This window comes from Blattabacterium cuenoti (genome assembly GCF_014252055.1).
Classification (GTDB): domain Bacteria; phylum Bacteroidota; class Bacteroidia; order Flavobacteriales; family Blattabacteriaceae; genus Blattabacterium; species Blattabacterium cuenoti_D.
In genome coordinates this window covers 536,142-558,426 of the sequence record NZ_CP059208.1, presented here as the reverse complement: position 1 = coordinate 558,426, position 22,285 = coordinate 536,142, and the positions used below count along the sequence as shown (strand labels likewise).

Genomic DNA, 22,285 nt, shown 5'->3' with positions numbered 1-22,285 from the left:
CTTCATGCTTAATTTTTTTAATAAAGAAAAAAAATTTCCTCATATAAAAGAAGGAGAAGGTCATCCTTTAATATTGCTTCATGGACTTATGGGGGGCTTAAGTAATTTTCAAGCTTTATTAGATTTTTTTCCTAAAAAAGGTTATAAAGTAATTATTCCTTCATTACCTATTTATAATATGCCTTTATTTTTGACTAATATTTCTAATTTATCTAAATACGTAATTCAATTTCTAATGGAAATAGGAATTAAAAAAGCTACTTTAATAGGAAACTCTCTTGGAGGACATCTTGCTTTAATTATAGCAAAAAAAAGAATAGATTTAGTACATTCTCTAGTTTTAACAGGAAGCTCAGGTTTATTTGAAAAAGCTTTTGGAGATGCTTTTCCAAAAAGGGAAGATTATGAATATATCAGAAAAAAATCACAAGAAGTATTTTATGATCCAAAAATAGCAACTAAAGAATTAGTTGATGAAGTTTTTCATATTGTAAATGACAGAAAAAAAGGAATGAAAATTTTATATATTGCAAAAAGTGCTATGAAATATAATATGTCTAAAGATTTATCCGTAATAAAACAACCCATTTGTCTTATTTGGGGAAAACAAGATCATGTTACTCCTCCAGAGATAGCTGAGGAATTTCATAGATTACTTCCACATTCGGAATTATATTGGATAGATAAATGTGGTCACGTTCCTATGATGGAACATCCTAAAATATTCATAAATATTTTAGAAAAATGGTTATCTAAATTTGATTTTAATCATGAAAATTACTTCTGTAAAATTTAAAAAAAGCATAGTAGATATAAATCAATATCATAATAATGATAGTATATTTCCAGAATATGCTTTTTTTGGACGTTCTAATGTCGGTAAATCTAGTTTAATAAATTATATAGTCAATAAAAATGTTGCTAATGTTTCTTCTTATTTAGGTAGTACACGATATATTAATTTTTTTCTAATCAATAACAAATGGTACTTAATAGATTTACCAGGGTATGGGTATTCTTCAAGAAGAAAAATTGATGTTGATAATATTAAAAAATTAGTAGATAATTACATATTTTTTCGAAAAAAAATTGTTTCTTTATTTTTATTAATAGATTCTAGACTTTTTATTCAGAAAAATGATTTTGATTTGATTAAAAAATTAAATAATAAAAAAATAAATTTTTGTGTTGTTTTTACAAAAATAGATAAAACAAGCAGCCTAACTGTTGATAAAAATATATTTTGTTATATAAATGAAATTAAAAAAAATAAGTTATCTATTCCTATTTGGTTTAAAGTTTCTGTTAAAAAAAAATATGGAAGAAAAAATATAATCAGATATATGGAAGAACAATTATTGGTTTATAAACAAAAACTAATTATTCCTAGTTCATAGGATCTTAATCCAAAACCAAATATGGTACCTTTACAAACAGATGATAAATATGATGTTTTTCTAAAGGATTCTCTAGAATGAATATTTGAAATATGAATTTCAATAACTGGAGAGATTATTGATTTTATAGCATCAGCTATACCTATAGAAGTATGAGTATATGCACCTGCATTTATAATAATTCCGTCACAATAAAAACCTATATCATGTAATATGTCTATAATTTTTCCTTCACTATTATTCTGATAATAATTAATTTCTATATTAGAGAATAATTCTTTTTTCTTTAATTCTTTTAGAAAATCAGTGAAACTTTTATGACCATATATTTTTTTTTCTCTTTTTCCTAAAAGATTTAAATTTGGTCCATTAATTATGCTTATCTTTTTTTTCATAAAAAAAATTTTTTTCAACTATTTTATTAACTATTTTTTCATCTAAAAAACACCATTTTCCTATTTTAAGGTTTTTTTTATGAAATCCAGCGAAATTTATTCTGTCTAAATGATTAACTCTATAATTCAATTTTTTAAAAATTCGTTTAATGATTCTATTCCATCCTATGGATAATCCTATTTCTACTTGATTTTTTTGAAAACTTTTTTTTATGAAAGAAACTTTAACTTTTCCTTCTTTTAAATAAATTTTTCCTTTTCTTATTTCATCTAAATCTTTGCTATTAATTTCTTTATCTAAATAAACGTGATAGATTTTTTTTACATGAAATTTTGGATGAGTTAATTTTTCGGTAAGAAATCCATCATTTGTAATAAGTAAAACTCCTGTAGTTGAATAATCTAATCTTCCTATAGGAAAAAGTCTATGTATTTTTGGTATTAAATCTATCACTGTTTTTCTATTAAATTGATCTTTTGTAGAGCAAATACAATTTTTAGGTTTATTTAGTAGTATATATATTTTATTATTATTATTCTTAATAATTTTTCCATTGTATTTTACAATATCATTTATATCAACTAAACTTCCTAGTTTTAAAACAGGAGTTCCATTAATTTCTACGGTACCTGATTGAATTAATTCCTCTGCTTTTCTTCTAGAAGAAATACCAGCATTGGATAAATAATGATTTAATCTTATTTTTTTAGACATTATTTTTTTTTTAGAAATGAAATACAACTTCAGTTGCATATTTTCTTAATTGATTTTTTAATATTTCATAATTTGAAGTAAAACCTAATATAAATCCTCCACCTCCAGAACCACATAATTTTAAATAATATCTATTGTTTAAAATACCTTCTTCCCATATTTTCCAAAGTGTTTTTGGAATCATAGGACGAAGATTATTGAAAATCCAAGTGGAAATATTTTTTACATTTTTTAATAAAAATTCAAAATCCTTTTTAAGGAAAGATTCTACGCATTTTTCATTATACATCATAAATTCAGATTTTAAAATTTTTCTAAAATTATTATCTTTTAACTTTCCAAGAAAAAATTTTGTCATGGAAAATGTTTTACTCGGAAATCCAGAATTTAATAAGAAAATAGTTATTTTTTCTTTATTATTATTTGGTAGTTTTATTGTAGTAATATTTGTTTTTGAACGAATAAGTAGAGGAATATTTAAATAACAAATTAGAGGATCAATTCCAGAACTTTTTCCATGAAAAAAAGATTCCATATGGCTAAATATCTTTTTTAAGATTATTGCATGTTTTAAACATTTTTTTAATTTTTTTTTTGCATATCTATCATAAATAGCAGCTATTAATGCTCCAGAACTGCCTATTCCATACCCTTGAGGAATATTTGAATGAAAAAAAATTCCTTTTCGTAAATCTTCATAAAAATTTTTTAAATTCAATTTTATTAAATTTTTTCTTTTTTTTTCTATAATCGATAAAAAACTATAATATTTTTTTATTTCATAATTAGAATATAGAATTTCTTTATTAAATTTTGTATGAAATTCTAAAGATCCTGTATAAAAATTATGAGGGACGGAAATTCCTACAGAATTTTCCATTACACCATACTCTCCGAACAGAAGTATTTTTGCAGGAAAAAATTTTTTTCTCATTTTTTTTCCTTAAATATTTAAAAGTATTTCTTAAAAAAAAAACTTAATGGAAACTAAATTAATCTTTTTTTCATATATTTCTACAAAAATTTAGATTTTTTTCTTACTATAAAATAAATGAAGATGAAAATAGCCTTATATGGACAGAAATTTGGAAAAAAAAATATCCCTTACTTAAATCAGTTCATAGGTTATGCATCGAATAACTCAATAGATATATATATTGAAAAATCTTTTTTAAATATTTTAAACTCTTTTGAAGAACTAAAAAATCTAAATTTTCCTGTTTTTTCTCATCATAAGGAATTGACTAAAGATTTCAGTCTAATGTTTACTTTTGGAGGAGATGGGACTATATTATCAGCCATTACTCTGATCAGAGATTCTGGTATTCCAATAGTTGGAGTAAATACAGGAAATTTAGGATTTTTAGCATCTTTTAATAAAGATGTTTTCGTAAAAAAAATAGATCAGATTTTCAATAAAAAATTGCTTTTAATGCAAAGAAGTTTGTTGTGGCTAGAAACTTCGATAAAAAAAAATAATAAAAAATTTTTTAATTTTGCATTGAATGAAATAGTTATTTTTCGTAAAGAAACAGTATCCATGATTACTATAGATGCTTATATTAATAACGAATTTTTAACATCTTATTGGGCAGATGGATTAATTATTTCAACTCCTACAGGGTCTACCGGATATTCTTTAAGCTGTGGTGGTCCTATAATAAGCCCTGATAATAAAAATTTTGTTCTTACTCCTATTTCTCCACATAATTTATTTTCTCGTCCATTAATCATATCAGATCAACAAAATGTTCATTTGAAAATACATAGTCGTGTGAAATCTTATTCCTTATCTATGGATACTCGACTTATTTCCATGAGCCAAGAAAATGAACTTTATATTAAAAAAGCACCTTTTTATATATATCTTCTTCAAGAAGGAGAAAATACATATTATAAAACTTTACGGGAAAAACTTTTATGGGGGATAGATAAGAGAAATTAAGTTTATATTTTTTATTTAATATATATTTATGATGATAGAATTAGAAGAAAATTTATTAAAAAAAATAGACTATAATAAAATTCCTAACCATGTAGCTATTATTATGGATGGAAACGGTCGTTGGGCTGAAAAAAGAGGAAAATTTAGAACATTTGGACATGAAAAAGCAATAGAATCAGTAAAGGAGACTATAAGTGTATGTAGAGAATTAAGTATTCCTTATGTAACTTTGTATGTTTTTTCATCAGAAAATTGGAACAGACCAAAAAAAGAAATAGAAAACTTAATGAAGTTGCTTTATGTTAATTTAAGAATTAATTTAGAGGAAATTCATGAAAAAGATGTGAAAATCATTATCATAGGAGAAATAGAAAAATTTTCTAGACTTATTCAAAAAGAGTTACTTTTTTTTATAAAAAAAACAGAACATAATAGATCTGGAACTTTGATATTAGCATTAAGTTATGGGTCTAGAGAAGAGATTTTAAGAGCTACGAAAAGTATAGCAAAAAAGGTATGTGAAAATGAAATTTTATTAAAAAATATAGATGAATTTTTTTTTAGAAATCATTTGTATACCAAAGATTTACCAGATGTAGATTTAATTATAAGAACAAGTGGAGAAAAACGAATTAGCAATTTTTTACTTTGGCAATCTGCTTATGCTGAATTGTATTTCACTAATATTTTATGGCCTGATTTTAGAAAAAAAGATTTTTATAAAGCTATAATAAATTATCAAAAAAGGAAACGTCGTTTTGGAAACATAAAATAATTTCCTGTATTTATGAAAAAAAATATTTTTATCAGCATTTTTTATTTATTAATAATAATACAAATTCTGCAAGAAAAAAGTTATTCTATTTCACTTTCAAAAAAGAAATATAATATTTATCGTTCAGATAATTTAGATAATTATTCTTTTATTAGAAATGAAAATAATTATTTATTCAAAATAAGAAATATACATGTTATTGGAAAAACAAAATATGATAGTAATTTTATTTCTAAATTATCCAATTTATATTCCGGAAATTTTATTAATATATCTGATAATGAAATCAATAAAATAATAAAAAAATTGTGGAAAAGTAATTTATTTCAAAATATTACTATTTATAAGAAACATGTATTAAAAAATAATATAGATATCTATTTTGAGTTAGAAGATCTAATAGAAATAGATAAAATAAAAACAAATGGAATAATAATTAATGAATTTCCTATACTTAGAAACATTAAATATAAAAATAAGATTTCCAACAATTTTATTCAAAATATTAAAAATGAAATTAATGAATATTTTAAAAATAAAGGATATCATGAAATTAGTATAAAATGCAAAATAATTACAGAAAATGGAAAAAATATTTTATTTATTGATGTAAACAAAGGGGAAAAAATTGGAATAAAAGAAATATTATTTGAGGGAAATAAAGAAATGAGTAGGGAACAACTATTCGAGTTTATGAAAAAAATTAAGAATAATTTTTATATTCCAATAATAGATAAATCAATTTATGTTTTTGTTGAAAAAAATATACAAGAAGACATAAAAAGTATTATCGATAAATATAAATCGATGGGTTTTATAGATGTACAAGTTTTTCTTGATTCAGTATGGAAAGAAAGTTCTGGATATTATAGTATAAAAATAAAAATTATTGAAGGAGATAAATATTTTATCGGAAATGTTAAATTCATCGGAAACAAAAATATAAATACAAATAGATTAAAGGATATTTTTTTTTATAAAGAAGGAGATGTTTATGATCTAATAAATATTAAAAAGAAAATATTAGATAAAATAAATCCAAGTATTTTATATGAATATTTAAATTCAGGGTTTTTGTACGTTAAGATAAAACCTATAGAAAGGATAATAAATAATAAAATTTATTTAGAAATACAAATAGAGGAAAATAACCCTGTGTACATACATAATGTAAAAATATCTGGAAATTCAATTACTAAAGATCATGTTATAAAAAGAGAGTTAACTACTCATGAAGGAGAACTTTTTTCTAATAAAAATATAAAAAAAAGTTTATTTAATTTGGAAAATTTAAACCTATTTAACAAGGTTTATCCAAAAATTTATATAACAAATGAAAGAAAAAATTCAGTAAATATAGAATGGTGTATCGTAGAAAAAAATACTAATGAAATACAATTTAATGGAGGTTTTGATGGAAAAAATATCAAAAAATTTATTGGAGATTTTAGAATAAATTTTAACAATTTTTCTTTGAAAAATTTTTTTAATTGGAGATATTGGAATCCTATTCCTCAAGGAGAAAATCAAAAATTAGTAATATTTAGTCAATTAGGGAGAGATTTTTCATCTTATGGATTTACTTTTACAGAACCTTGGATTGGAAAAATTAATCCCGCGTCTTTAACATTATATAGTAGATATTCTTTAAAAAAGATAAAAAATAATGATAATTCCTTTTTTTTGTATCAAAAAAATGATAATGATAAAATTGGAGGAATAAAAACATTAGAGAGAAAGAGAAGTTCTATACAAATAGAAAAATTTTTGAAATTTTTAGATCCTTATTCTAAAATTTCATTTTTAATAGATTATGATATTTCTTCATATAAAAAAGAAATATTGCCAGATTATCATCTCCAACATATATTTAGAAATATTAGTTCTTTAATTTCATTTCAAAGAACTTCAATAAAACCTAATTTTATTTTTCCTATAAAAGGATCAAAAACACAATTTGATATAGAATTTACACCTCCATATTCTATTTTCATAAATAAAAATAATGATGTTTCTAATAAAAATAAAGAAATAGATTGGATAGAATATTCTAAACTTAGAATCAATACTCTTTGGTATAAGAATATAATAAAAAATATGGTATTAAAAATTGGAGGGGAATTTGGATGTTTAGGTACAAGTAAAAAAAATAAATTATATCCATTTCAAAAATTTTACATGGGAGAAATTCCAAATAACTTAAAGTCGGAAGATATAAATATAATTCCATTAAGAGGTTATTTAACAGAAATAAAAAATTCAAAGGATTCAATAAAAAACGGAGGAGTTATTTATGATAAAATTATTTTAGAAATTCGTTATTTAATAAATAAAATTCCAAATTTTAACATTTGGACTACCTCATTTATAGAAGGAGGAAATATTAGTAATTCTTATAGAGGATTTCATCCTTTATCAATGAATAAATCTTTTGGATTTGGGATTCGTTCTTTTTGTTATCCAATAGGATTTTTGGGTGTAGATTTCATATTTCCTATAGATTCAGTTGATAAAAAACCTTTTAAATCAAAATGGAAAACAAAATTTATTATAGGGAAAGATTCATAATACAAAAAATGTAATAAATTTTTTAATTCATATACATACATATACACATATACACATATACAAAGAAAGTGGTATCTCCCGGAATCGAACCGGGGACACAAGGATTTTCAGTCCTTTGCTCTACCAACTGAGCTAAGATACCAATGTCTAATGTCTATTGAAAAAACAAAAATACGAATAAGTAATTAAACGAAAAATCTTTATTTTAATATTTATTTTGTTATTATCTTGCAATAAAGAAAAAAATTTTTCTTTTAAAAAAAAAGATAAAGAAAACATTCCTGATAAAATTTTTATTGAAACAACTATTTCATTAAAAGAAAAAGGTTCATTAAAATTGTTTATTTATTCTCCTATAATAAAAGATTATACTTTTTATACCATATTTCCAAATGGGTTAGAATTATTCATTTATGAGAAAAAAAATACCAATAAATATACTTATATTAGTGCTAAATGGGTTAAATCAATAGAAAGAACTTTCTATCACCTTAAAGGAAAAATTAAAATTATAAACCCTAAGGGTTATATGCTAAAAACAGAAGAAATATATTGGAATGTAAAAAAGAAAAAAATATATAATGATAAATATACAATTATATCTAGTATTGATGGAACAGTTTTACATGCAAAAAATGGAATAGAGGCTTCTGATGATTTTAAAAAAATAATACTAAAAAATATTAGTGGAACTATATATATAAAATAATATGATTATTCATATTATTGTAGTTTTAATTACTATATTAATATCTGCTTTTTTTTCTGGAATGGAAATGGCTTTAACATCTTCTAGTTTATTTCAAATAGAATTAGAGAAAGAAAAAGGATCTTTCCGTTCTAAACTTCTTTCTAAAAGTATAAATGAGTCTAAAAAATTTATAAGCACAATGTTAATTGGAAATACTATATCACTTGTAGTATATGGTATTTATATGGGAAAAATATTCTTTTCTCTTTTTCCAAAAGAGTTATTAGATAATTCCTATTTATGGATTTTGTTTTTAGAAACTATTTTATCTGCTACAATTATTCTAATTATTGGTGAATTTATTCCTAAAATAATATTCAGTATATATTCAAATGAACTATTAAATTTATTTATTGTTCCCGTATACATTATGTATAAAATTTTATCTCCAGTTACAAATTCTGTTATTTGGATATCTAATGTATTTTTAAAGTTTTTAGGAGATAAAGAAAATAATAAGGAAAAAATTTTTGATAAAGAAGATTTAATTTATTTTGTATCAGAAAATGTAGAGAGTGAAGTTAAAGAAAAAGGATTTGTAGAATCAGAAATTGAAATTTTCCATAGAGCCTTAAATTTTTATGAAAAAAAAGCAAGAGAATGTATGGTCCCTCGTAAAGAAATAATATCTTATAATATTATTTCATCTTCTATTGACAATTTTAGAAATCTTTTTACAGAAAGTGGATTATCTAAAATTATAATTTATAAAGATAATATAGATAATATTATAGGATATATACATTATTTAGAACTTTTAAAAAATCAAAGGAAGATAGAAGACATAATTAGAACTGTAGAATTAGTATATGTTACGACTCCTGTAATGGAAATAATGGATCTTTTAATTAAAAAAAAGAGGAGTATAGCCATAGTATTAGATGAATATGGAGGAACAGCCGGAATGATAACTATAGAAGATATTTTGGAAGAATTTCTTGGAGATATAAAAGATGAACATGACGACATTATTTTTTTAGATAAAAAATTAAATGATAATGAATTTTTATTTTCTGCACGTTTAGAAATAAATTTTATTAATGCTAAATATAATTTAGATTTACCAAAATCTGAAAAGTATGAGACTTTAGGGGGTTTAATAGTTACCTATACAGGTAATATTCCAAAGAAAGGAGAAAATATTATAATCAATAAAAATTTTTTTATTGAAATAAAAAAGGTATCTAAAAATAAAATAGAAGAAGTTTTACTTAGAAAAAAAATTTAAATATTATGAGTTTTCTAGAGAAAATAAGAAAAAAAACATGGTTAATTCTATTATTTACAGGAATATCTTTAATATCTTTTATATTAGATCCTAATATATTATTAAATTTTTTTTCTAAAAATCCTAATATTATAGGGAAAGTAAATGGAGAGAATATTTATCTAAAAGAATATGTTGATTGTTTTCAATTTTTAAAAAGATTTCGTCAAGGTGAGACTGATTTAAATCTAAAAAATGAAGCTTGGAAACTATTAATCCATGAAAAATCGTTAAATCAACAAGCTATAAAACTAGGGATAGAAAGTACAGATAAAGAATTCTGGAAAGCGGTAGAAAAACAATCTATATATAGCCAATTAATTGATTTTAATGACGATAAAGGAAATATAGATATGAACAAATTTCAATTATATATAGAAAATATAGAAAAAAACTCTAAAATATCTAACCCTCAGTTGGAAGACGAAAAAAATATATGGTTATATGAAAAAAAGAGCATTCCGAAAAGAATTATCGCAAAAAAATATGTAGAAATGTTAATGTATGGATTAAATCCTACTAATGTAGAAGCAGAATTAAATCATAGAAATAAAAATATTTTTTCAGTTATTGATTATGTTTTTCTTCCTTATTCAGAAATAGATAGAAAATATAATATATATCCGATAAAAAAATCGGAAACTTGTAATTTTTTTAAAAATCAAAAAAAAGTTTATAGAAAAGAAGATTTAAGATATCTTAGTTTTGTTATCTTTAAGTCTGTTCCATCATTTAATGATAAAAAAAATATGGAATATGATATAAAGAAATTATTTAATAAATTAAAATCTTCTAATCAGAATTATGATATTGTTTCTAATGAATCTGAAAAACCTTTTGATTCAAATTTCTATATAAAAAAACACCTCCCTATATTTTTACAATATTTTGTAGAAAAAAACCCTAAAGTAGGGACTATGTTTGGACCTGTAAATGAAGATAATATTTATATTATTGCTAAATTAACAGGAAAAAAAATGATATACGATTCTGTTTTATCTAGTCATATTCTAATTTCGCATAAGAATGCAATACGTTCTTCAAATAAAAGAACTAAAAAAGAAGCAGAAAAAATAGCTAAATCTTTATATAATGAAATTAAAAATAATCCTTATAAATTTAATTCATTAATATTTAAAAAATCTGATGATTTTATTAATGTAAAGAAAAACAAAGGAAGTTTAGGATGGATAAAATATGAAAATCAAAATCCTATACAAACATTTGATATTTTTTCTTCAAAAAATAAAAAAGGAACAATAGGATTTACAGAAACAAAATTTGGATTTCATATCATTAGAATAGATGATCAAAAAAACCCTGAATTTGCTTATCAATTTGGTTTAATTATAAAAACTCTTACTCCATCAAAAGAAACAGGAAATTTAATTCATAAAAATGTCATGCATTTTATGAAAGAAAATAAATATTCAAATTTGAATTTGTTTATCAATAATGCAAGAAAAAAAAAATATGATACAATATTTTTAGAAGAAATTAAAAAAAATCAATGGAATATTCATAGTATAGATACTGAATTAGATAAAGAAATAATTAATTGGTGCTTTGATAGAAAAAGAAAAAAAGGAGATAAAAGAATTTTTATTACTCAAAATAAGGATTATATAATTGCTTATTTATCTGATATTATAAAAAAAGGAATTTCAATAAAAAAAATGGAGGACCATTTTTTTCCATTTATTTTCGATGAGAAAATGAAAAAATTTATGTTTAAAATGATGAAACCTATGAATAAGGAAATTAATTTAGAGAATATAGCATCTCATTTTTTTAAAAAAGTAAGGAAATCTTGTAAAGTTAATTTTTATGATTCTATGATAGATCATTATAATGAACCAAAAGTAGTAGGATCTATTTTTTCTTTATCATTGAACAAAACTTCTAAACCTTTATTTGGAGAAAATGGAATTTTTTTTGTAAAACTTATAAAATATAATGATTTTAATCAAAAACCTTCTTATTCATATTCTGAAATAGAGTTTTTAAATAATGAATTAAGAAAAGATTTTCTTGAAAAATTAGGGAATATTTTAGTAGAAAAATCTAAAATAAAAGATTTTAGAAAAAATATGTAAATATTTTATCTCTTAACAGAGTAATTAGGTTTTTTTTTATCTTTATTCTTACTATTATCTTTCTTAGTATTTATCTTGTAATTATTTTGCATAATTTCATTTTTTATTTTATTTGTTAAAATTTTTATATATCGTATACCTTCTCCTAATCCACGTGCTATACCAGGTATTTTTTTTGGACCGAAAATAATTACTGCAATAAAAATTATGAAGAAACTTTCTTCAATACTAATAAATAAAATATTTTTCATTTTTTAATTCTATTATATTTATGATAGTTCCTTATAAATAAAATATAGTAAAAATAACAAATAAAGTTATTCTAAGAATAATAAATAAATTCTTTTCTCTATCTTATACTTATTTATTTTGTTACATAGAACGAATCGAATCATTCAATAGAAAGAATAACCAAACTAACCTAAAAATATAACAATAAATTAGATATAATTAATTCTATTTTGAATAGATTCTGGATGTCATAAGATATTCTAACTAATATAAGTTCCTACATTTCTTAATACTTAATACATAAGGATTTGATTCTTCTTAAGAAAAGAGAAGTATCTAACATATTTATTTTATCCATTTCATTGATTCCCTACTATTTTTTTACACTTTTTTAATACAGGAACAGTATCTGATATTAGCTAATAAATAAATTAGATCATCAATCAAGAACTATTTCTATATTTTCTCTAAATTTTTATTCTATTAAAAATAGAATCTAAAAAATATAAAATTCCTATTTTTTTGTAAAATATTTTTAATTCCATCTATATCATTTGTATCTTATATTTTTTAAAATTAGATTTTTTTATACGTTATTACTTATTTTTAATTGATTTATTCTATAATATAGAAAATGAATAAAATAAAATTTTGAATTTTAGCAATAGATAATTATATTCTTTTGCAGACTATATTTGTAAAAATGTAAAAACCAGATCTAATATTGGATATTTTTAGTGTTTTTTTAACCGATAAGCTATATACATTATAATATAATATAAAAAAAACACAAAATTTAATATTTATTAAACAAATAAGATAAAATAATAAATAAAATTTATTAACTACCTTTGTTAAAAAAAATAAGAGAATTAAATGAATGGCACTTGGAAAAATTTTATCTTATTCAAAACCTTATAAAGGTTATTATATCATTAATATATTATGTAATTTATTACATTCTTTATTTTCAGTAATATCTATTATATCTATTTCTCCTGTATTAAGGATACTTTTAAAATATTCAAAAGAAGAAGATCAAAAAATATTTTTTAACTCATTCAATAATTATTTGAATTTTATTATTAAATATTTTCATTATTATATAGAAATATTATCTTTTAAATATGGTAAAACAGATACATTAGCTATATTTTGTATTTTTATTATAATATTTTTTTTTATAAAAAATATATTTCGTTATTTTGCTGAATATTTTCTTATAGAAATACGAACTTCTATTATTAGAGATATTAGGAATGATTTTCATAAGGAAGTCTTATCCTCTCCTTTAATATTTTTTTCAAATAAAAGAAATGGAGATTTGATGTCTAGATTATCTAACGATATAAATGAAATGGAAATTACTATTGTTAATTCTATAGCTAATTTAATGAGCTCTCCTATTATGGTTATATTTAATTTATTAGCACTTTTTTTCATAAGCTATGAGTTAACATTATTTGCATTTTTATTACTTCCTTTAATGGCAACTTTTATTTCTATTATAGGAAATAGTCTAAAAAAAGATGCAATGAATTCTCAAAATAAATTAGGTTTATTATTTTCTGTAATGGAAGAAACTTTAAATTCCATAAAGATTATAAGTATTTTTAATGCAGAAGAAGAAATCCAAAAAAGGTTTGAAAAAGTATCTGAATGTCAAAAAAATCTATCTTCTCGTGTTAATAAAAAAAAAGAATTAACTTCTCCTATTAGCGAATTTTTAGGATTTATTACAATGATTTTAATAATTTGGTATGGAGGTAAGTTATTTTTAGAAAAAAAAGAAATGGCTCCAGAAATACTTATTCCTTTTGTAGGATTATTTTTTCAAATAATTAATCCAGCAAAAAGTTTAGTAAATTCTATATCTAATATTCAAAAAGGAAAAGCTTCTGTAAAAAGAATTGTAGAAATACTAAATATTAGTAGAAGTTTTTTTAATGAAAAAATAAAATCAAAATCTATCACTCATTTTAATAATGAAATATTATTCCATAATGTATCTTTCGATCATAATAAAGTTCCTTTAGTTAAAAACCTTAATTTTTCTATAAAAAAAGGAAAAACTATAGCTTTATTAGGAAGATCTGGAAGTGGAAAATCAACAATAGTAAATTTATTAGCTAATTTTTACGATGTTTCTTCTGGAAAAATAACTATTGATGGGGATGATATTAAATACTTGAAAACTAAAGATTATAAAAAATTGTTAGGAATAGTAACTCAAGAACCTGTTCTTTTTAATGATTCTATATTTAACAATATAACACTTGGAATAGAAAAAAAAATACCTATAGAATCTGTAATAGAAGCAGCTAAAATTGCAAATGCACATTGTTTTATAAAAAAACTACCAAAAGCATATGATACTATTATTGGATATAATGGAAATAAATTGTCTTTAGGACAAAGGCAAAGAATTAGCATAGCTAGGGCTGTATTAAAAAATTCTCCAATTATGATATTAGATGAAGCAACTTCTTCTTTAGACAAAGAGTCAGAAATAGAAGTTCAAAAAGCTTTAAATAAAATAATGAAAAACAGAACTTCTCTAATAATAGCCCATCGATTATCTTCAAGTATAATACATAATGCAGATCATATTATTGTCTTGGAAAAAGGAAGGATTATAGAACAAGGAAAACATCATACTTTGATGTTGAAAAAAGGAACTTATAGAAAGTTAGTAGATTTACAAAATTTTTAAAGTTAAAAATTGAAATAATGAATAATTTTATTAGTAGATCTATTACAGAAATAGTAAATAATCCTACATCATCCATTTCTATTGTAGGAAATCTTTTTCTTATAGAAAGTATTTTATCTATAGATAATGCAGCTATGATAGCTTCAATGATTATACAGTTAAAAGAAGAATATAGAAAAAAAGCTATAAAATATGGAATTATTGGAGCTTATTTTTTTAGAGGAATATGTCTATTATTCGCGTCTTTATTAATTAAAATATGGTGGCTAAAACCTATAGGAGGTTTTTATCTAATTTTCATTGGATTAAGTCATTTTTTTAAAAAAAAAAGCGTTATATATAATATAAATAAATCAAGTTTAAAAAAAGAAAATTCTTTTTGGAAAATTATTATTCTTATAGAAATAATGGATATTTTTTTTTCTATAGATAATATATTTGCTTCTGTTGCTTTATCAGAAAATTTTATTTTAATTTTTTTTGGAGTTTTTATAGGAATTTTATCTATAAGATTAATTTCTCAATTTTTTATTCAATTAATGGAAAAATTTCCTAAATTAAAAGATTCATCTTTTTACGTAATAATTTTACTTGGTGCAAAGCTTATATTTTCTTCTTTTATAAGATCTAATTTTTTAGAAAAAGTATTTCCATTATTAACTCTATTTTTATTTACATATCCTATTTTATTTTCTTGTATAAAAAAAAATAATTTTTTTAAAATAAAATAGTAATAGGATCCTCTAAAAATTTTCTAAGAGAAAGTAAATAAGAGCTTCCATTTGCACCATCTATAATTCTATGATCACATGATAATGTGATTTTCATAACAGATCCTACAACTATTTTATCATCTTTAACTATTGGTTTTTTTATAATCGATCCTATTGATAGGATTGATGAATTTGGGATATTTATAATAGAAGTAAAAGATTCTACTCCATACATTCCTAAATTAGAAACTGTAAATGTACTATTTTCTAATTCTTCTGCTTGTATTTTTCTTAATTTAGAACGTGAAACTTTATCTTTAATTTCTTTGGATATTTGTAATAAAGATTTTTTATCCGCATTTTTAATTACTGGAACTATTAAACCATCTTCTAATGCAACAGCTACTCCAATATTTATATCAGAATAATATATTATTTCTTTTTCTTTCCAAGAAGTATTCATATTAGGATGTGTATTTAAAGCTTTAGCTACTGCTTTAATAATAATATCATTAAATGAAATTCTTTCTTCTATAGAAAGTTTATCATTTATTTTTTTCCTAAATTCAATTAATTGATCTACATCTATTTCATTAAATATATAATAATGAGGTGCTGAAAACTTAGAAAAAGATAAATGATATGCTATCTTCTTTCTCATAGAAGAATGAGATATAGTTTTTTGAAATTTTTTATTATCATGAGATGATTCTATATCTTTTTTTATAATTCTACCATTTTCTCCACTCCCTTCTATATTTTTTATGGAAATACCTATTTCTTTAGCCATTTTTCTTGCTAAAGGAGAAATAAAAATTCTATCTTTTTTATACTCAATTTCTTCTACCTTTTCTTTTTTATTAGAACTAATACCTTCAATATTATTATTGATATCATCTTTATTATTTTTAGGAATTAAATGATGAATATCTTCTCCTTCTTCTCCTATAATTGCTAATATTTCATTAACACGTGTTTTTTCACCTTCATGTACACCTATAAATAGTAAAACTCCACTAACATCTATTTCAAAATCTTGAGTAGCTTTATCAGTTTCTATTTCAGCTAAAATATCTCCTTCTAAAACTTTATCTCCTATTTTTTTATTCCATTTTATTACAGTTCCCTCTTCCATTGTATCACTCAATTGGGGCATGGTTATTATTTCTGCCATTATATTTTTTTAATTTTTAATTTGAAAATTTTAATTCCTTATCTATAAAAGGATAGTTTTTTTCATTATAAACAACATCATACATTTCATCTAAAGAAGGATAATCTGATTTTTCTGCGAACTCAACACAATAGTCTATATCTTTTTTAACTTTATTTTCAATAACATTTAATTTTTCTATAGTTTCCCATTTATTTTTTAAGATAAAATATTTTAATTTTAATATTGGATCATTTTTTTTATAAAAAGATACTTCATGTTTAGTACGATATGATTCTGAATCCGACATAGAGTGGCCTCTAAATCTATATGTTTTAATGTCCAAAAATGTAGATCCTTTCCCATTTCTAGCTCTTTCTATAGCAATAGAAGTTGCTTTTGCAATTTTTTCAGGATCCATTCCGTCAACAGAATAAGATGGCATTCTATATGCTAATCCTATTTTATAAATATCTTCTACATTACTACTTCTTTTAATAGAAGTTCCCATAGCATATTTATTATTTTCGCATATAAAAACTACAGGAAGTTTCCATATCATGGCCATATTAAATGTTTCATGCAAGGAACCTTGTCGAACAGCTCCGTCACCCATAAGTGTAATCGTTACTGAATCTCTATTAAAATATTTATCAGCAAAAGCTATTCCAGCTCCTAGTGGAATTTGCCCCCCTACAATTCCATGTCCACCATAAAATCGGTGTTCTTTACTAAAAATATGCATAGATCCACCCATTCCATGGGAGGTTCCTGTTTTTTTTCCGAAAAGTTCTGCCATTATTTTTTTTGGATCTACCCCCATTGAAATAGGAAGGATATGACATCTATAAGCTGTAATAATCTTATCTTTAGACATATCCATTGCATGAGTTAAACCAGCAGGTACAGCTTCTTGTCCATTGTACAAATGTAAAAACCCTCTAATTTTTTTTTTTAAGTATAGAGAACGGCATTTATCTTCAAATTTTCTCCAAAAAAACATATCTCTAAACCACTTTAAGTAAGTTTTTGTGGTAATCTCTTTCATGAGAAAATATTTATGAAATAGTCTTATGCAAATTTAACCTTTAAGAGATAAATCTACAAAGAATAATGAGATCAAATGAAATGAATAATACTTTCTAGAGCCATTTTTCTAGATCCTTTGATAAGAAAATAATCTATTTCATTAGGAAGAATAGGGTTCTTTACTATCCATGCAACAAAATCTATTTTAGATTCAAATTTTTTTATTTTATGAGAATAAATTAAACTTGAATGAAAAAATATCTTTCCAATTAAAAAAGCAGTATTTATACTGCTTTTTTCTAAAAATAGAATTATTTTTTCATGTTCTTTTTTAGAAAATGAACCTAATTCTAACATGTCACCTAGTATTACTCCTTTTTTACCTTGTATCTTATTATTTAAAAAGTTCAAAGCTTCTATCATACTACTAGGATTTGCATTATAACAATCTATAATTATTTTTATGTTTTTTCTGATTATAATTTGAGAACGTTTATTATTAGGAATATATTCTTCTATTGCTTCCTTTATTTTATATAAAGGAACTTTAAAATAAATTCCAATAGTCACGGCAGATGCTATGTTATATAAATTATAACTTCCTATTAAGGAAGAAATTATTTTAGTATTTTTAATATATAAAATTGATTTTATTTCTCTTTTTTTACAAAAAAATCTAACTCTTAGATCAGACTCTTTAATTCTTTTTTCAGAAAAAATATACCTTTTTATTCCTGTGCTTCTAGAAAGTTGAATAGGATCATCCCCATTAACAAATACTATTTTATTTTTATCTTTTAGAAATTTATACAATTCTAATTTTCCCCTGATAACTCCTTTTATATTTTTAAATCCTTTTAAATGAGATTTTCCAAAATTAGTGATATATCCATAATTAGGATTAATTATAGAACACATTTTTTCTATTTCACTCTCGTGACTAGCTCCAATTTCTATTACAGCTATTTCTGTTTTTTTAGACATGGATAAGATTGTTAATGGAATGCCAATATGGTTATTAAGATTACTTTTAGTAAAATGAACTTTTTTATATTTTTTTGATAAGATATTTTTAATAAGTTCCTTTGTTGTTGTTTTTCCATTACTTCCGGTAATAGCAATAATAGGAATATAACATAGTTTATCTCTATGATACTTTGCTAATTCTTGTAAAAAAGACAACGTATTCTTTACAAGAACTATTTTTTTACAAAAAGTAGAATATTTTTTATTATCAATTATAGCAAGTTTTGCTCCATTTAAAATTGCTTCGGAAGCAAATTGATTCCCATCAAAATTTTTTCCTCTTAAAGCTATAAAAATAGAATTTTTTTTTACTTTTTTGCTATTTATTTCTATTCCAGAAGAAGTAATATATAATTTGTATATGCTATGTATTTTTTTGTCATCCATTATAAAAATAAAAATTCAAAGTAGCTCTTCTTTAAGTTTTATTTTTAAATTATTAATATTAGTAATTACAGTTCTTTTTTGGTTTTTTATGTAAGATATATATCCTGTTTCTTCAGATATAACAAGACATACCGCATCTGTTTTTTCTGATAGACCAATAGCAGCTCTATGACGTAGACCTAAACGAGAAGGTATTTCTTTATTATAAGATACAGGTAGTATTGCTCTCGTTTTTACTATTTTATTTTCTATAATTACTACAGCTCCATCATGTAATGGACTATTTTTATAAAAAATACTTTCTAAAATAGGAACGTTAACTTTTACATCCATATCATCCCCATTTTGAATAAATTCTTTCAAGTCTTCATGTAATTGAATAACTATTAATACTCCAGTTTTATCTCCAGAGAAAATAGCGCAAGCATTTACTATGCTATCTATAGTTTCTGTCTTAATAGAAACTTTTGAATTTTTAAAAAGAGAAAAAATAAATTTTTTAAAAAAAATTTTACTTCCTACTATAAGGAGAAACTTTCTTATTTCTGGTTGAAATAAAATAATTAGAGCTAGAAATCCTCCTTTAAAAAAGGTACTTATTACTATGCTAAGAAGTTTCATTTCATATGTTTCAACTATTTTCCAGAAAATAAAAATAGCTATTACTCCGTAAAATATATTTATAGCAGCCGTATTATAAACAAGCCTATATACTTGAAATAAGATAATGGTTACCAAAAAAATATCTAAAATATCAATGAAAGAAATCCTCAATATAAATATATATAGTAATAACAATGAGAAAAATAATTCATGCAAAATAAAATATGATATGACATCAATTTAAATTTAAATAATTATAAAATATTTTTATAAAATTGTATTAATTTTATACATTCTATAGCTTCTTTTACATCATGCACTCGTAACAATTTAGATCCATTCAAAATAGCTATTGTATGAATTATAGAAGTTGCATTTAATGAATTTTCACGAGAAATTTTTAAAATAGATTTTATCATATTTTTTCTAGAAATACCTATTAAAATTAAATTTTCTTCAAAACCTAATAAAGATAGATTTTTTAATAATTTAAAATTATGTTTCAATGTTTTTCCAAAACCAAATCCAGGATCTAAAATGATGTCATTAACTCCATATTTTTTTAATAAAGAAATTTTTTTTGAAAAAAAATGATTAATTTCTATTAATATATCTTTATTGTAAAAAGGTTTTTCTTGCATATTTTCTGGTATTCCTTTCATATGATTTAATATATATGGAATTTTTAGTCTCCCTATTAAAGAAAACATATTTTTATCCATATTTCCTCCTGATATATCATTTATCATTACTGCACCTTCTTCTACAGCTATTTTTGCTACTTCACTTCTGAAAGTATCTATGGATACTTTAATATTTGGAAAAGTTTTTATAATAATACGTATATGGTTTATAACTCTTTTTATTTCTTCTTTTTCCGTTATTAATTTTGACCCAGGACGAGTAGAACAACCTCCTACATCTATAAATTCAGCTCCTTCATGTAATAGTTTATCAACATGTTGTATTACATCTAATTCAGATGTTAATTTTCCTCCATCGTAAAAAGAGTCTGGAGTTAGATTAACTATACCCATAACTTTTGGTTCCTTAAACGAAAATAAAGATCCTGAAAAATTAATTATCATTTTTTTGAAAATTTAAAAGCTATTTATATATATGTATAAAAAATTATTATGATACATACTTCTATTATTATTGAGAAATGTAGAAAATTATTTTTAAGAAAATTAATAGATTATGAATTTTCATGGAAAGTATTAAAATATTCCTCTATAATAGATCAAATATTCATCAAGGTTTCACGAATAAAAAATATACAATCAAATAAAAATCAATTAATAAAGGAGGAAAAAATTATAGATACCTATATAGATATTATAAATTATCTATTAATTATCTTAATAAAAATAGATATATTTTTTTCTTGTAAATCTTTTTCACATAGAATTGTTATGTCTATCTATAATAGAAATATTGAAATAATAAAAAAGGATTTTATATCTTCTCTTAATTTTAGGAAAAATCAAATTACTACTGTAGATAGTATCTTAGATAAAATCTATTATTTGAAAAATAATGAAGAAAAAATTTCAACAAAAGAATTGAAAAACTATAGTATAAAAATACTAATTGAAATTTTTTTTTTATTAAAGGAAATTTCTTGATATTAAATGAATGTAATTAAAAAAAAATGAGAGAAAAAATTTTGATAGCAAATTGGAAAATGAATTATGATTTTTATGAAACTACTTCTTTTATTAGAAATTTATTAAAAGTTTTATTTGATAAAAAAATAAATCATAATAAAAAGATAATTATAGCTCCTTCTTTTCCTTTTTTACATATTTCAAATCAAATTTCACAGGGTACTACTTTAAGTATAGCATCTCAAAATATTCATCAAAAAAATAAAGGGGCATATACAGGAGAAGTATCAGCAGAAATGTTAAAATCTATAGGTATTAAAAAAGTATTATTAGGACATAGCGAACGTAAAATACATTTTTTTGAAAATAGTTGTATTCTGTTAAAAAAAATAAAGATAGCTTTAAAATATAATTTTCATATTATTTTTTGTGTAGGAGAAACTATTACTGATAGGAAAAAAAATATTCATTTTTCAGTAGTAAAAAATCAATTAAAAGATACTGTATTTCATTGTTCATTAGATGAAATAAATTATTTTTCTATAGCTTATGAACCTATTTGGGCAATTGGAACAGGATTGACAGCGTCTCCAAAAGAAGCTCAAGATATGCATAAATTTATTCGTTTACTTTTTCTGGAACGATATGGAAAAAAAGTATCCGATAAAATTTCAATTTTATATGGAGGGAGCGTCAATGATATTAATGCAAAAGAAATTTTCTCTCAAGAAGATATAGATGGAGGTCTTATTGGGAATTCATCTTTAGATATGAATAAATTTTTAAAAATTATTCAATCTTAAAAATTATTCTATATTTTTGCTTTATAAGTAGGCCTCGTAGCTTAACTGGATAGAGCATCTGACTACGGATCAGAAGGTTATGGGTTCGAATCCCTTCGAGGCCTCTTG

General features: G+C 22.4%; 21 protein-coding genes and 2 tRNA genes. 13 read left to right on the top strand and 10 right to left on the bottom strand.

Going from position 1 to position 22,285, the window contains the following annotated elements:
* Positions 1 to 4 precede the first annotated feature (4 nt).
* Both H0H48_RS02760 and yihA read left to right on the top strand, forming a co-directional pair.
* Positions 5 to 796 carry an alpha/beta fold hydrolase gene (locus H0H48_RS02760; protein WP_185871036.1) on the top strand — a complete coding sequence of 264 codons (792 nt, stop codon included), beginning with the start codon at positions 5 to 7 and terminating at the stop codon, positions 794 to 796.
* Positions 771 to 1,397, top strand: a complete 627-nt coding sequence (yihA, locus tag H0H48_RS02755; RefSeq protein WP_185871035.1) for a ribosome biogenesis GTP-binding protein YihA/YsxC — start codon at positions 771 to 773, stop codon at positions 1,395 to 1,397. Before H0H48_RS02760 ends, yihA begins: the two co-directional genes overlap by 26 nt.
* On the opposite strand, the gene aroQ is transcribed toward yihA, so the two are convergent.
* From aroQ to H0H48_RS02740, 3 genes are read right to left on the bottom strand one after another with little or no spacing between them, the layout of a single operon-like run.
* Positions 1,364 to 1,792: a type II 3-dehydroquinate dehydratase gene (aroQ, locus tag H0H48_RS02750; RefSeq protein WP_185871034.1), complete on the bottom strand. Its 429-nt coding sequence runs from the start codon at positions 1,790 to 1,792 to the stop codon at positions 1,364 to 1,366. The genes yihA and aroQ overlap by 34 nt on opposite strands.
* Complete coding sequence (locus H0H48_RS02745; RefSeq protein ID WP_185871033.1) at positions 1,767 to 2,507, bottom strand: pseudouridine synthase; 741 nt, start codon at positions 2,505 to 2,507, stop codon at positions 1,767 to 1,769. The genes aroQ and H0H48_RS02745 overlap by 26 nt, the downstream gene beginning before the upstream one ends.
* Before the next feature lie 10 nt (positions 2,508 to 2,517).
* A complete protein-coding gene (locus H0H48_RS02740) occupies positions 2,518 to 3,441 on the bottom strand; it encodes a mevalonate kinase family protein (RefSeq protein WP_185871032.1) in 924 nt (307 codons plus the stop codon).
* Positions 3,442 to 3,564: 123 nt separating this feature from the next.
* Here H0H48_RS02740 and H0H48_RS02735 point away from each other — a divergent pair, with 123 nt between their 5' ends.
* From H0H48_RS02735 to H0H48_RS02725, 3 genes are read left to right on the top strand one after another with little or no spacing between them, the layout of a single operon-like run.
* Positions 3,565 to 4,452, top strand: a complete 888-nt coding sequence (locus H0H48_RS02735; RefSeq protein ID WP_185871031.1) for an NAD kinase — start codon at positions 3,565 to 3,567, stop codon at positions 4,450 to 4,452.
* 31 nt (positions 4,453 to 4,483) lie between these two features.
* Positions 4,484 to 5,227: an isoprenyl transferase gene (locus H0H48_RS02730; protein WP_185871385.1), complete on the top strand. Its 744-nt coding sequence runs from the start codon at positions 4,484 to 4,486 to the stop codon at positions 5,225 to 5,227.
* A 12-nt stretch (positions 5,228 to 5,239) separates the two neighbouring features.
* Complete coding sequence (locus H0H48_RS02725; RefSeq protein ID WP_185871030.1) at positions 5,240 to 7,795, top strand: BamA/OMP85 family outer membrane protein; 2,556 nt, start codon at positions 5,240 to 5,242, stop codon at positions 7,793 to 7,795.
* 69 nt (positions 7,796 to 7,864) lie between these two features.
* On the opposite strand, the gene H0H48_RS02720 is transcribed toward H0H48_RS02725, so the two are convergent.
* Positions 7,865 to 7,937 (bottom strand) — tRNA-Phe (locus tag H0H48_RS02720).
* A gap of 75 nt (positions 7,938 to 8,012) precedes the next feature.
* Between H0H48_RS02720 and H0H48_RS02715 the strand changes: the two genes are divergently transcribed.
* From H0H48_RS02715 to H0H48_RS02705, 3 genes are read left to right on the top strand one after another with little or no spacing between them, the layout of a single operon-like run.
* Positions 8,013 to 8,504 carry a hypothetical protein gene (locus H0H48_RS02715; protein ID WP_238785314.1) on the top strand — a complete coding sequence of 164 codons (492 nt, stop codon included), beginning with the start codon at positions 8,013 to 8,015 and terminating at the stop codon, positions 8,502 to 8,504.
* Between the two features lies 1 nt (position 8,505).
* Entirely contained in the window at positions 8,506 to 9,774 is a 1,269-nt protein-coding gene (locus H0H48_RS02710; RefSeq protein ID WP_185871029.1) for a hemolysin family protein, read from the top strand.
* Between the two features lie 5 nt (positions 9,775 to 9,779).
* Positions 9,780 to 11,909, top strand: a complete 2,130-nt coding sequence (locus tag H0H48_RS02705) for a SurA N-terminal domain-containing protein (RefSeq protein WP_185871028.1) — start codon at positions 9,780 to 9,782, stop codon at positions 11,907 to 11,909.
* Positions 11,910 to 11,914: 5 nt separating this feature from the next.
* Here H0H48_RS02705 and H0H48_RS02700 read toward each other — a convergent pair whose 3' ends face one another.
* The gene (locus tag H0H48_RS02700; protein WP_185871027.1) at positions 11,915 to 12,160 is read right to left on the bottom strand and encodes a Sec-independent protein translocase subunit TatA/TatB; all 246 of its coding nucleotides are present in this window, start codon (positions 12,158 to 12,160) and stop codon (positions 11,915 to 11,917) included.
* 860 nt (positions 12,161 to 13,020) lie between these two features.
* On the opposite strand from H0H48_RS02700, the gene H0H48_RS02695 reads away from it, so the two are divergent.
* Together H0H48_RS02695 and H0H48_RS02690 are read left to right on the top strand one after the other, a co-directional pair.
* Positions 13,021 to 14,853 (top strand): ABC transporter ATP-binding protein, encoded by a 1,833-nt coding sequence (locus H0H48_RS02695; RefSeq protein WP_185871026.1) that lies wholly within the window; start codon positions 13,021 to 13,023, stop codon positions 14,851 to 14,853.
* Positions 14,854 to 14,870: 17 nt separating this feature from the next.
* Positions 14,871 to 15,584, top strand: a complete 714-nt coding sequence (locus H0H48_RS02690; protein WP_185871025.1) for a TerC family protein — start codon at positions 14,871 to 14,873, stop codon at positions 15,582 to 15,584.
* Here H0H48_RS02690 and H0H48_RS02685 read toward each other — a convergent pair.
* From H0H48_RS02685 to folP, 5 genes are all read right to left on the bottom strand, one after another.
* Positions 15,571 to 16,740 (bottom strand): dihydrolipoamide acetyltransferase family protein, encoded by a 1,170-nt coding sequence (locus H0H48_RS02685; protein WP_185871024.1) that lies wholly within the window; start codon positions 16,738 to 16,740, stop codon positions 15,571 to 15,573. The two genes, H0H48_RS02690 and H0H48_RS02685, sit on opposite strands and share 14 nt — an antisense overlap.
* A 16-nt stretch (positions 16,741 to 16,756) precedes the next feature.
* Positions 16,757 to 17,767 carry a pyruvate dehydrogenase (acetyl-transferring) E1 component subunit alpha gene (pdhA, locus tag H0H48_RS02680; protein ID WP_185871023.1) on the bottom strand — a complete coding sequence of 337 codons (1,011 nt, stop codon included), beginning with the start codon at positions 17,765 to 17,767 and terminating at the stop codon, positions 16,757 to 16,759.
* Positions 17,768 to 17,838: 71 nt separating this feature from the next.
* Positions 17,839 to 19,161 carry a UDP-N-acetylmuramoyl-tripeptide--D-alanyl-D-alanine ligase gene (locus H0H48_RS02675; RefSeq protein WP_185871022.1) on the bottom strand — a complete coding sequence of 441 codons (1,323 nt, stop codon included), beginning with the start codon at positions 19,159 to 19,161 and terminating at the stop codon, positions 17,839 to 17,841.
* 15 nt (positions 19,162 to 19,176) lie between these two features.
* Positions 19,177 to 19,980 (bottom strand): diadenylate cyclase, encoded by an 804-nt coding sequence (locus tag H0H48_RS02670; RefSeq protein WP_185871021.1) that lies wholly within the window; start codon positions 19,978 to 19,980, stop codon positions 19,177 to 19,179.
* 38 nt (positions 19,981 to 20,018) lie between these two features.
* Positions 20,019 to 20,852, bottom strand: coding sequence for a dihydropteroate synthase (folP, locus tag H0H48_RS02665; protein WP_185871020.1), 834 nt, complete (start codon positions 20,850 to 20,852; stop codon positions 20,019 to 20,021).
* A 48-nt stretch (positions 20,853 to 20,900) separates the two neighbouring features.
* On the opposite strand from folP, the gene H0H48_RS02660 reads away from it, so the two are divergent.
* The 3 genes from H0H48_RS02660 to H0H48_RS02650 all read left to right on the top strand — a co-directional run bounded on the left by H0H48_RS02660 (position 20,901) and on the right by H0H48_RS02650 (position 22,281).
* Positions 20,901 to 21,392 (top strand): nucleotide modification associated domain-containing protein, encoded by a 492-nt coding sequence (locus H0H48_RS02660; RefSeq protein ID WP_185871019.1) that lies wholly within the window; start codon positions 20,901 to 20,903, stop codon positions 21,390 to 21,392.
* Between the two features lie 26 nt (positions 21,393 to 21,418).
* Positions 21,419 to 22,177: a triose-phosphate isomerase gene (tpiA, locus tag H0H48_RS02655; RefSeq protein WP_185871018.1), complete on the top strand. Its 759-nt coding sequence runs from the start codon at positions 21,419 to 21,421 to the stop codon at positions 22,175 to 22,177.
* 30 nt (positions 22,178 to 22,207) lie between these two features.
* Positions 22,208 to 22,281, top strand: a tRNA-Arg gene (locus tag H0H48_RS02650).
* The last annotated feature ends 4 nt before the right edge of the window (positions 22,282 to 22,285 follow it).

Bases quoted from the DNA above. Each gene is read 5' to 3' on its own strand.
- H0H48_RS02710 (WP_185871029.1), top strand. From the start codon at position 8,506: ATGATTATTCATATTATTGTAGTTTTAATTACTATATTAATATCTGCT.
- H0H48_RS02695 (WP_185871026.1), top strand. From the start codon at position 13,021: ATGGCACTTGGAAAAATTTTATCTTATTCAAAACCTTATAAAGGTTAT.
- H0H48_RS02660 (WP_185871019.1), top strand. From the start codon at position 20,901: ATGATACATACTTCTATTATTATTGAGAAATGTAGAAAATTATTTTTA.
- H0H48_RS02690 (WP_185871025.1), top strand. From the start codon at position 14,871: ATGAATAATTTTATTAGTAGATCTATTACAGAAATAGTAAATAATCCT.
- H0H48_RS02740 (WP_185871032.1), bottom strand. From the start codon at position 3,441: ATGAGAAAAAAATTTTTTCCTGCAAAAATACTTCTGTTCGGAGAGTAT.
- H0H48_RS02730 (WP_185871385.1), top strand. From the start codon at position 4,484: ATGATAGAATTAGAAGAAAATTTATTAAAAAAAATAGACTATAATAAA.
- aroQ (WP_185871034.1), bottom strand. From the start codon at position 1,792: ATGAAAAAAAAGATAAGCATAATTAATGGACCAAATTTAAATCTTTTA.
- H0H48_RS02760 (WP_185871036.1), top strand. From the start codon at position 5: ATGCTTAATTTTTTTAATAAAGAAAAAAAATTTCCTCATATAAAAGAA.
- tpiA (WP_185871018.1), top strand. From the start codon at position 21,419: ATGAGAGAAAAAATTTTGATAGCAAATTGGAAAATGAATTATGATTTT.
- H0H48_RS02675 (WP_185871022.1), bottom strand. From the start codon at position 19,161: ATGGATGACAAAAAAATACATAGCATATACAAATTATATATTACTTCT.
- H0H48_RS02705 (WP_185871028.1), top strand. From the start codon at position 9,780: ATGAGTTTTCTAGAGAAAATAAGAAAAAAAACATGGTTAATTCTATTA.
- H0H48_RS02700 (WP_185871027.1), bottom strand. From the start codon at position 12,160: ATGAAAAATATTTTATTTATTAGTATTGAAGAAAGTTTCTTCATAATT.
- H0H48_RS02735 (WP_185871031.1), top strand. From the start codon at position 3,565: ATGAAAATAGCCTTATATGGACAGAAATTTGGAAAAAAAAATATCCCT.
- H0H48_RS02725 (WP_185871030.1), top strand. From the start codon at position 5,240: ATGAAAAAAAATATTTTTATCAGCATTTTTTATTTATTAATAATAATA.
- H0H48_RS02685 (WP_185871024.1), bottom strand. From the start codon at position 16,740: ATGGCAGAAATAATAACCATGCCCCAATTGAGTGATACAATGGAAGAG.
- pdhA (WP_185871023.1), bottom strand. From the start codon at position 17,767: ATGAAAGAGATTACCACAAAAACTTACTTAAAGTGGTTTAGAGATATG.
- H0H48_RS02745 (WP_185871033.1), bottom strand. From the start codon at position 2,507: ATGTCTAAAAAAATAAGATTAAATCATTATTTATCCAATGCTGGTATT.
- folP (WP_185871020.1), bottom strand. From the start codon at position 20,852: ATGATAATTAATTTTTCAGGATCTTTATTTTCGTTTAAGGAACCAAAA.
- yihA (WP_185871035.1), top strand. From the start codon at position 771: ATGAAAATTACTTCTGTAAAATTTAAAAAAAGCATAGTAGATATAAAT.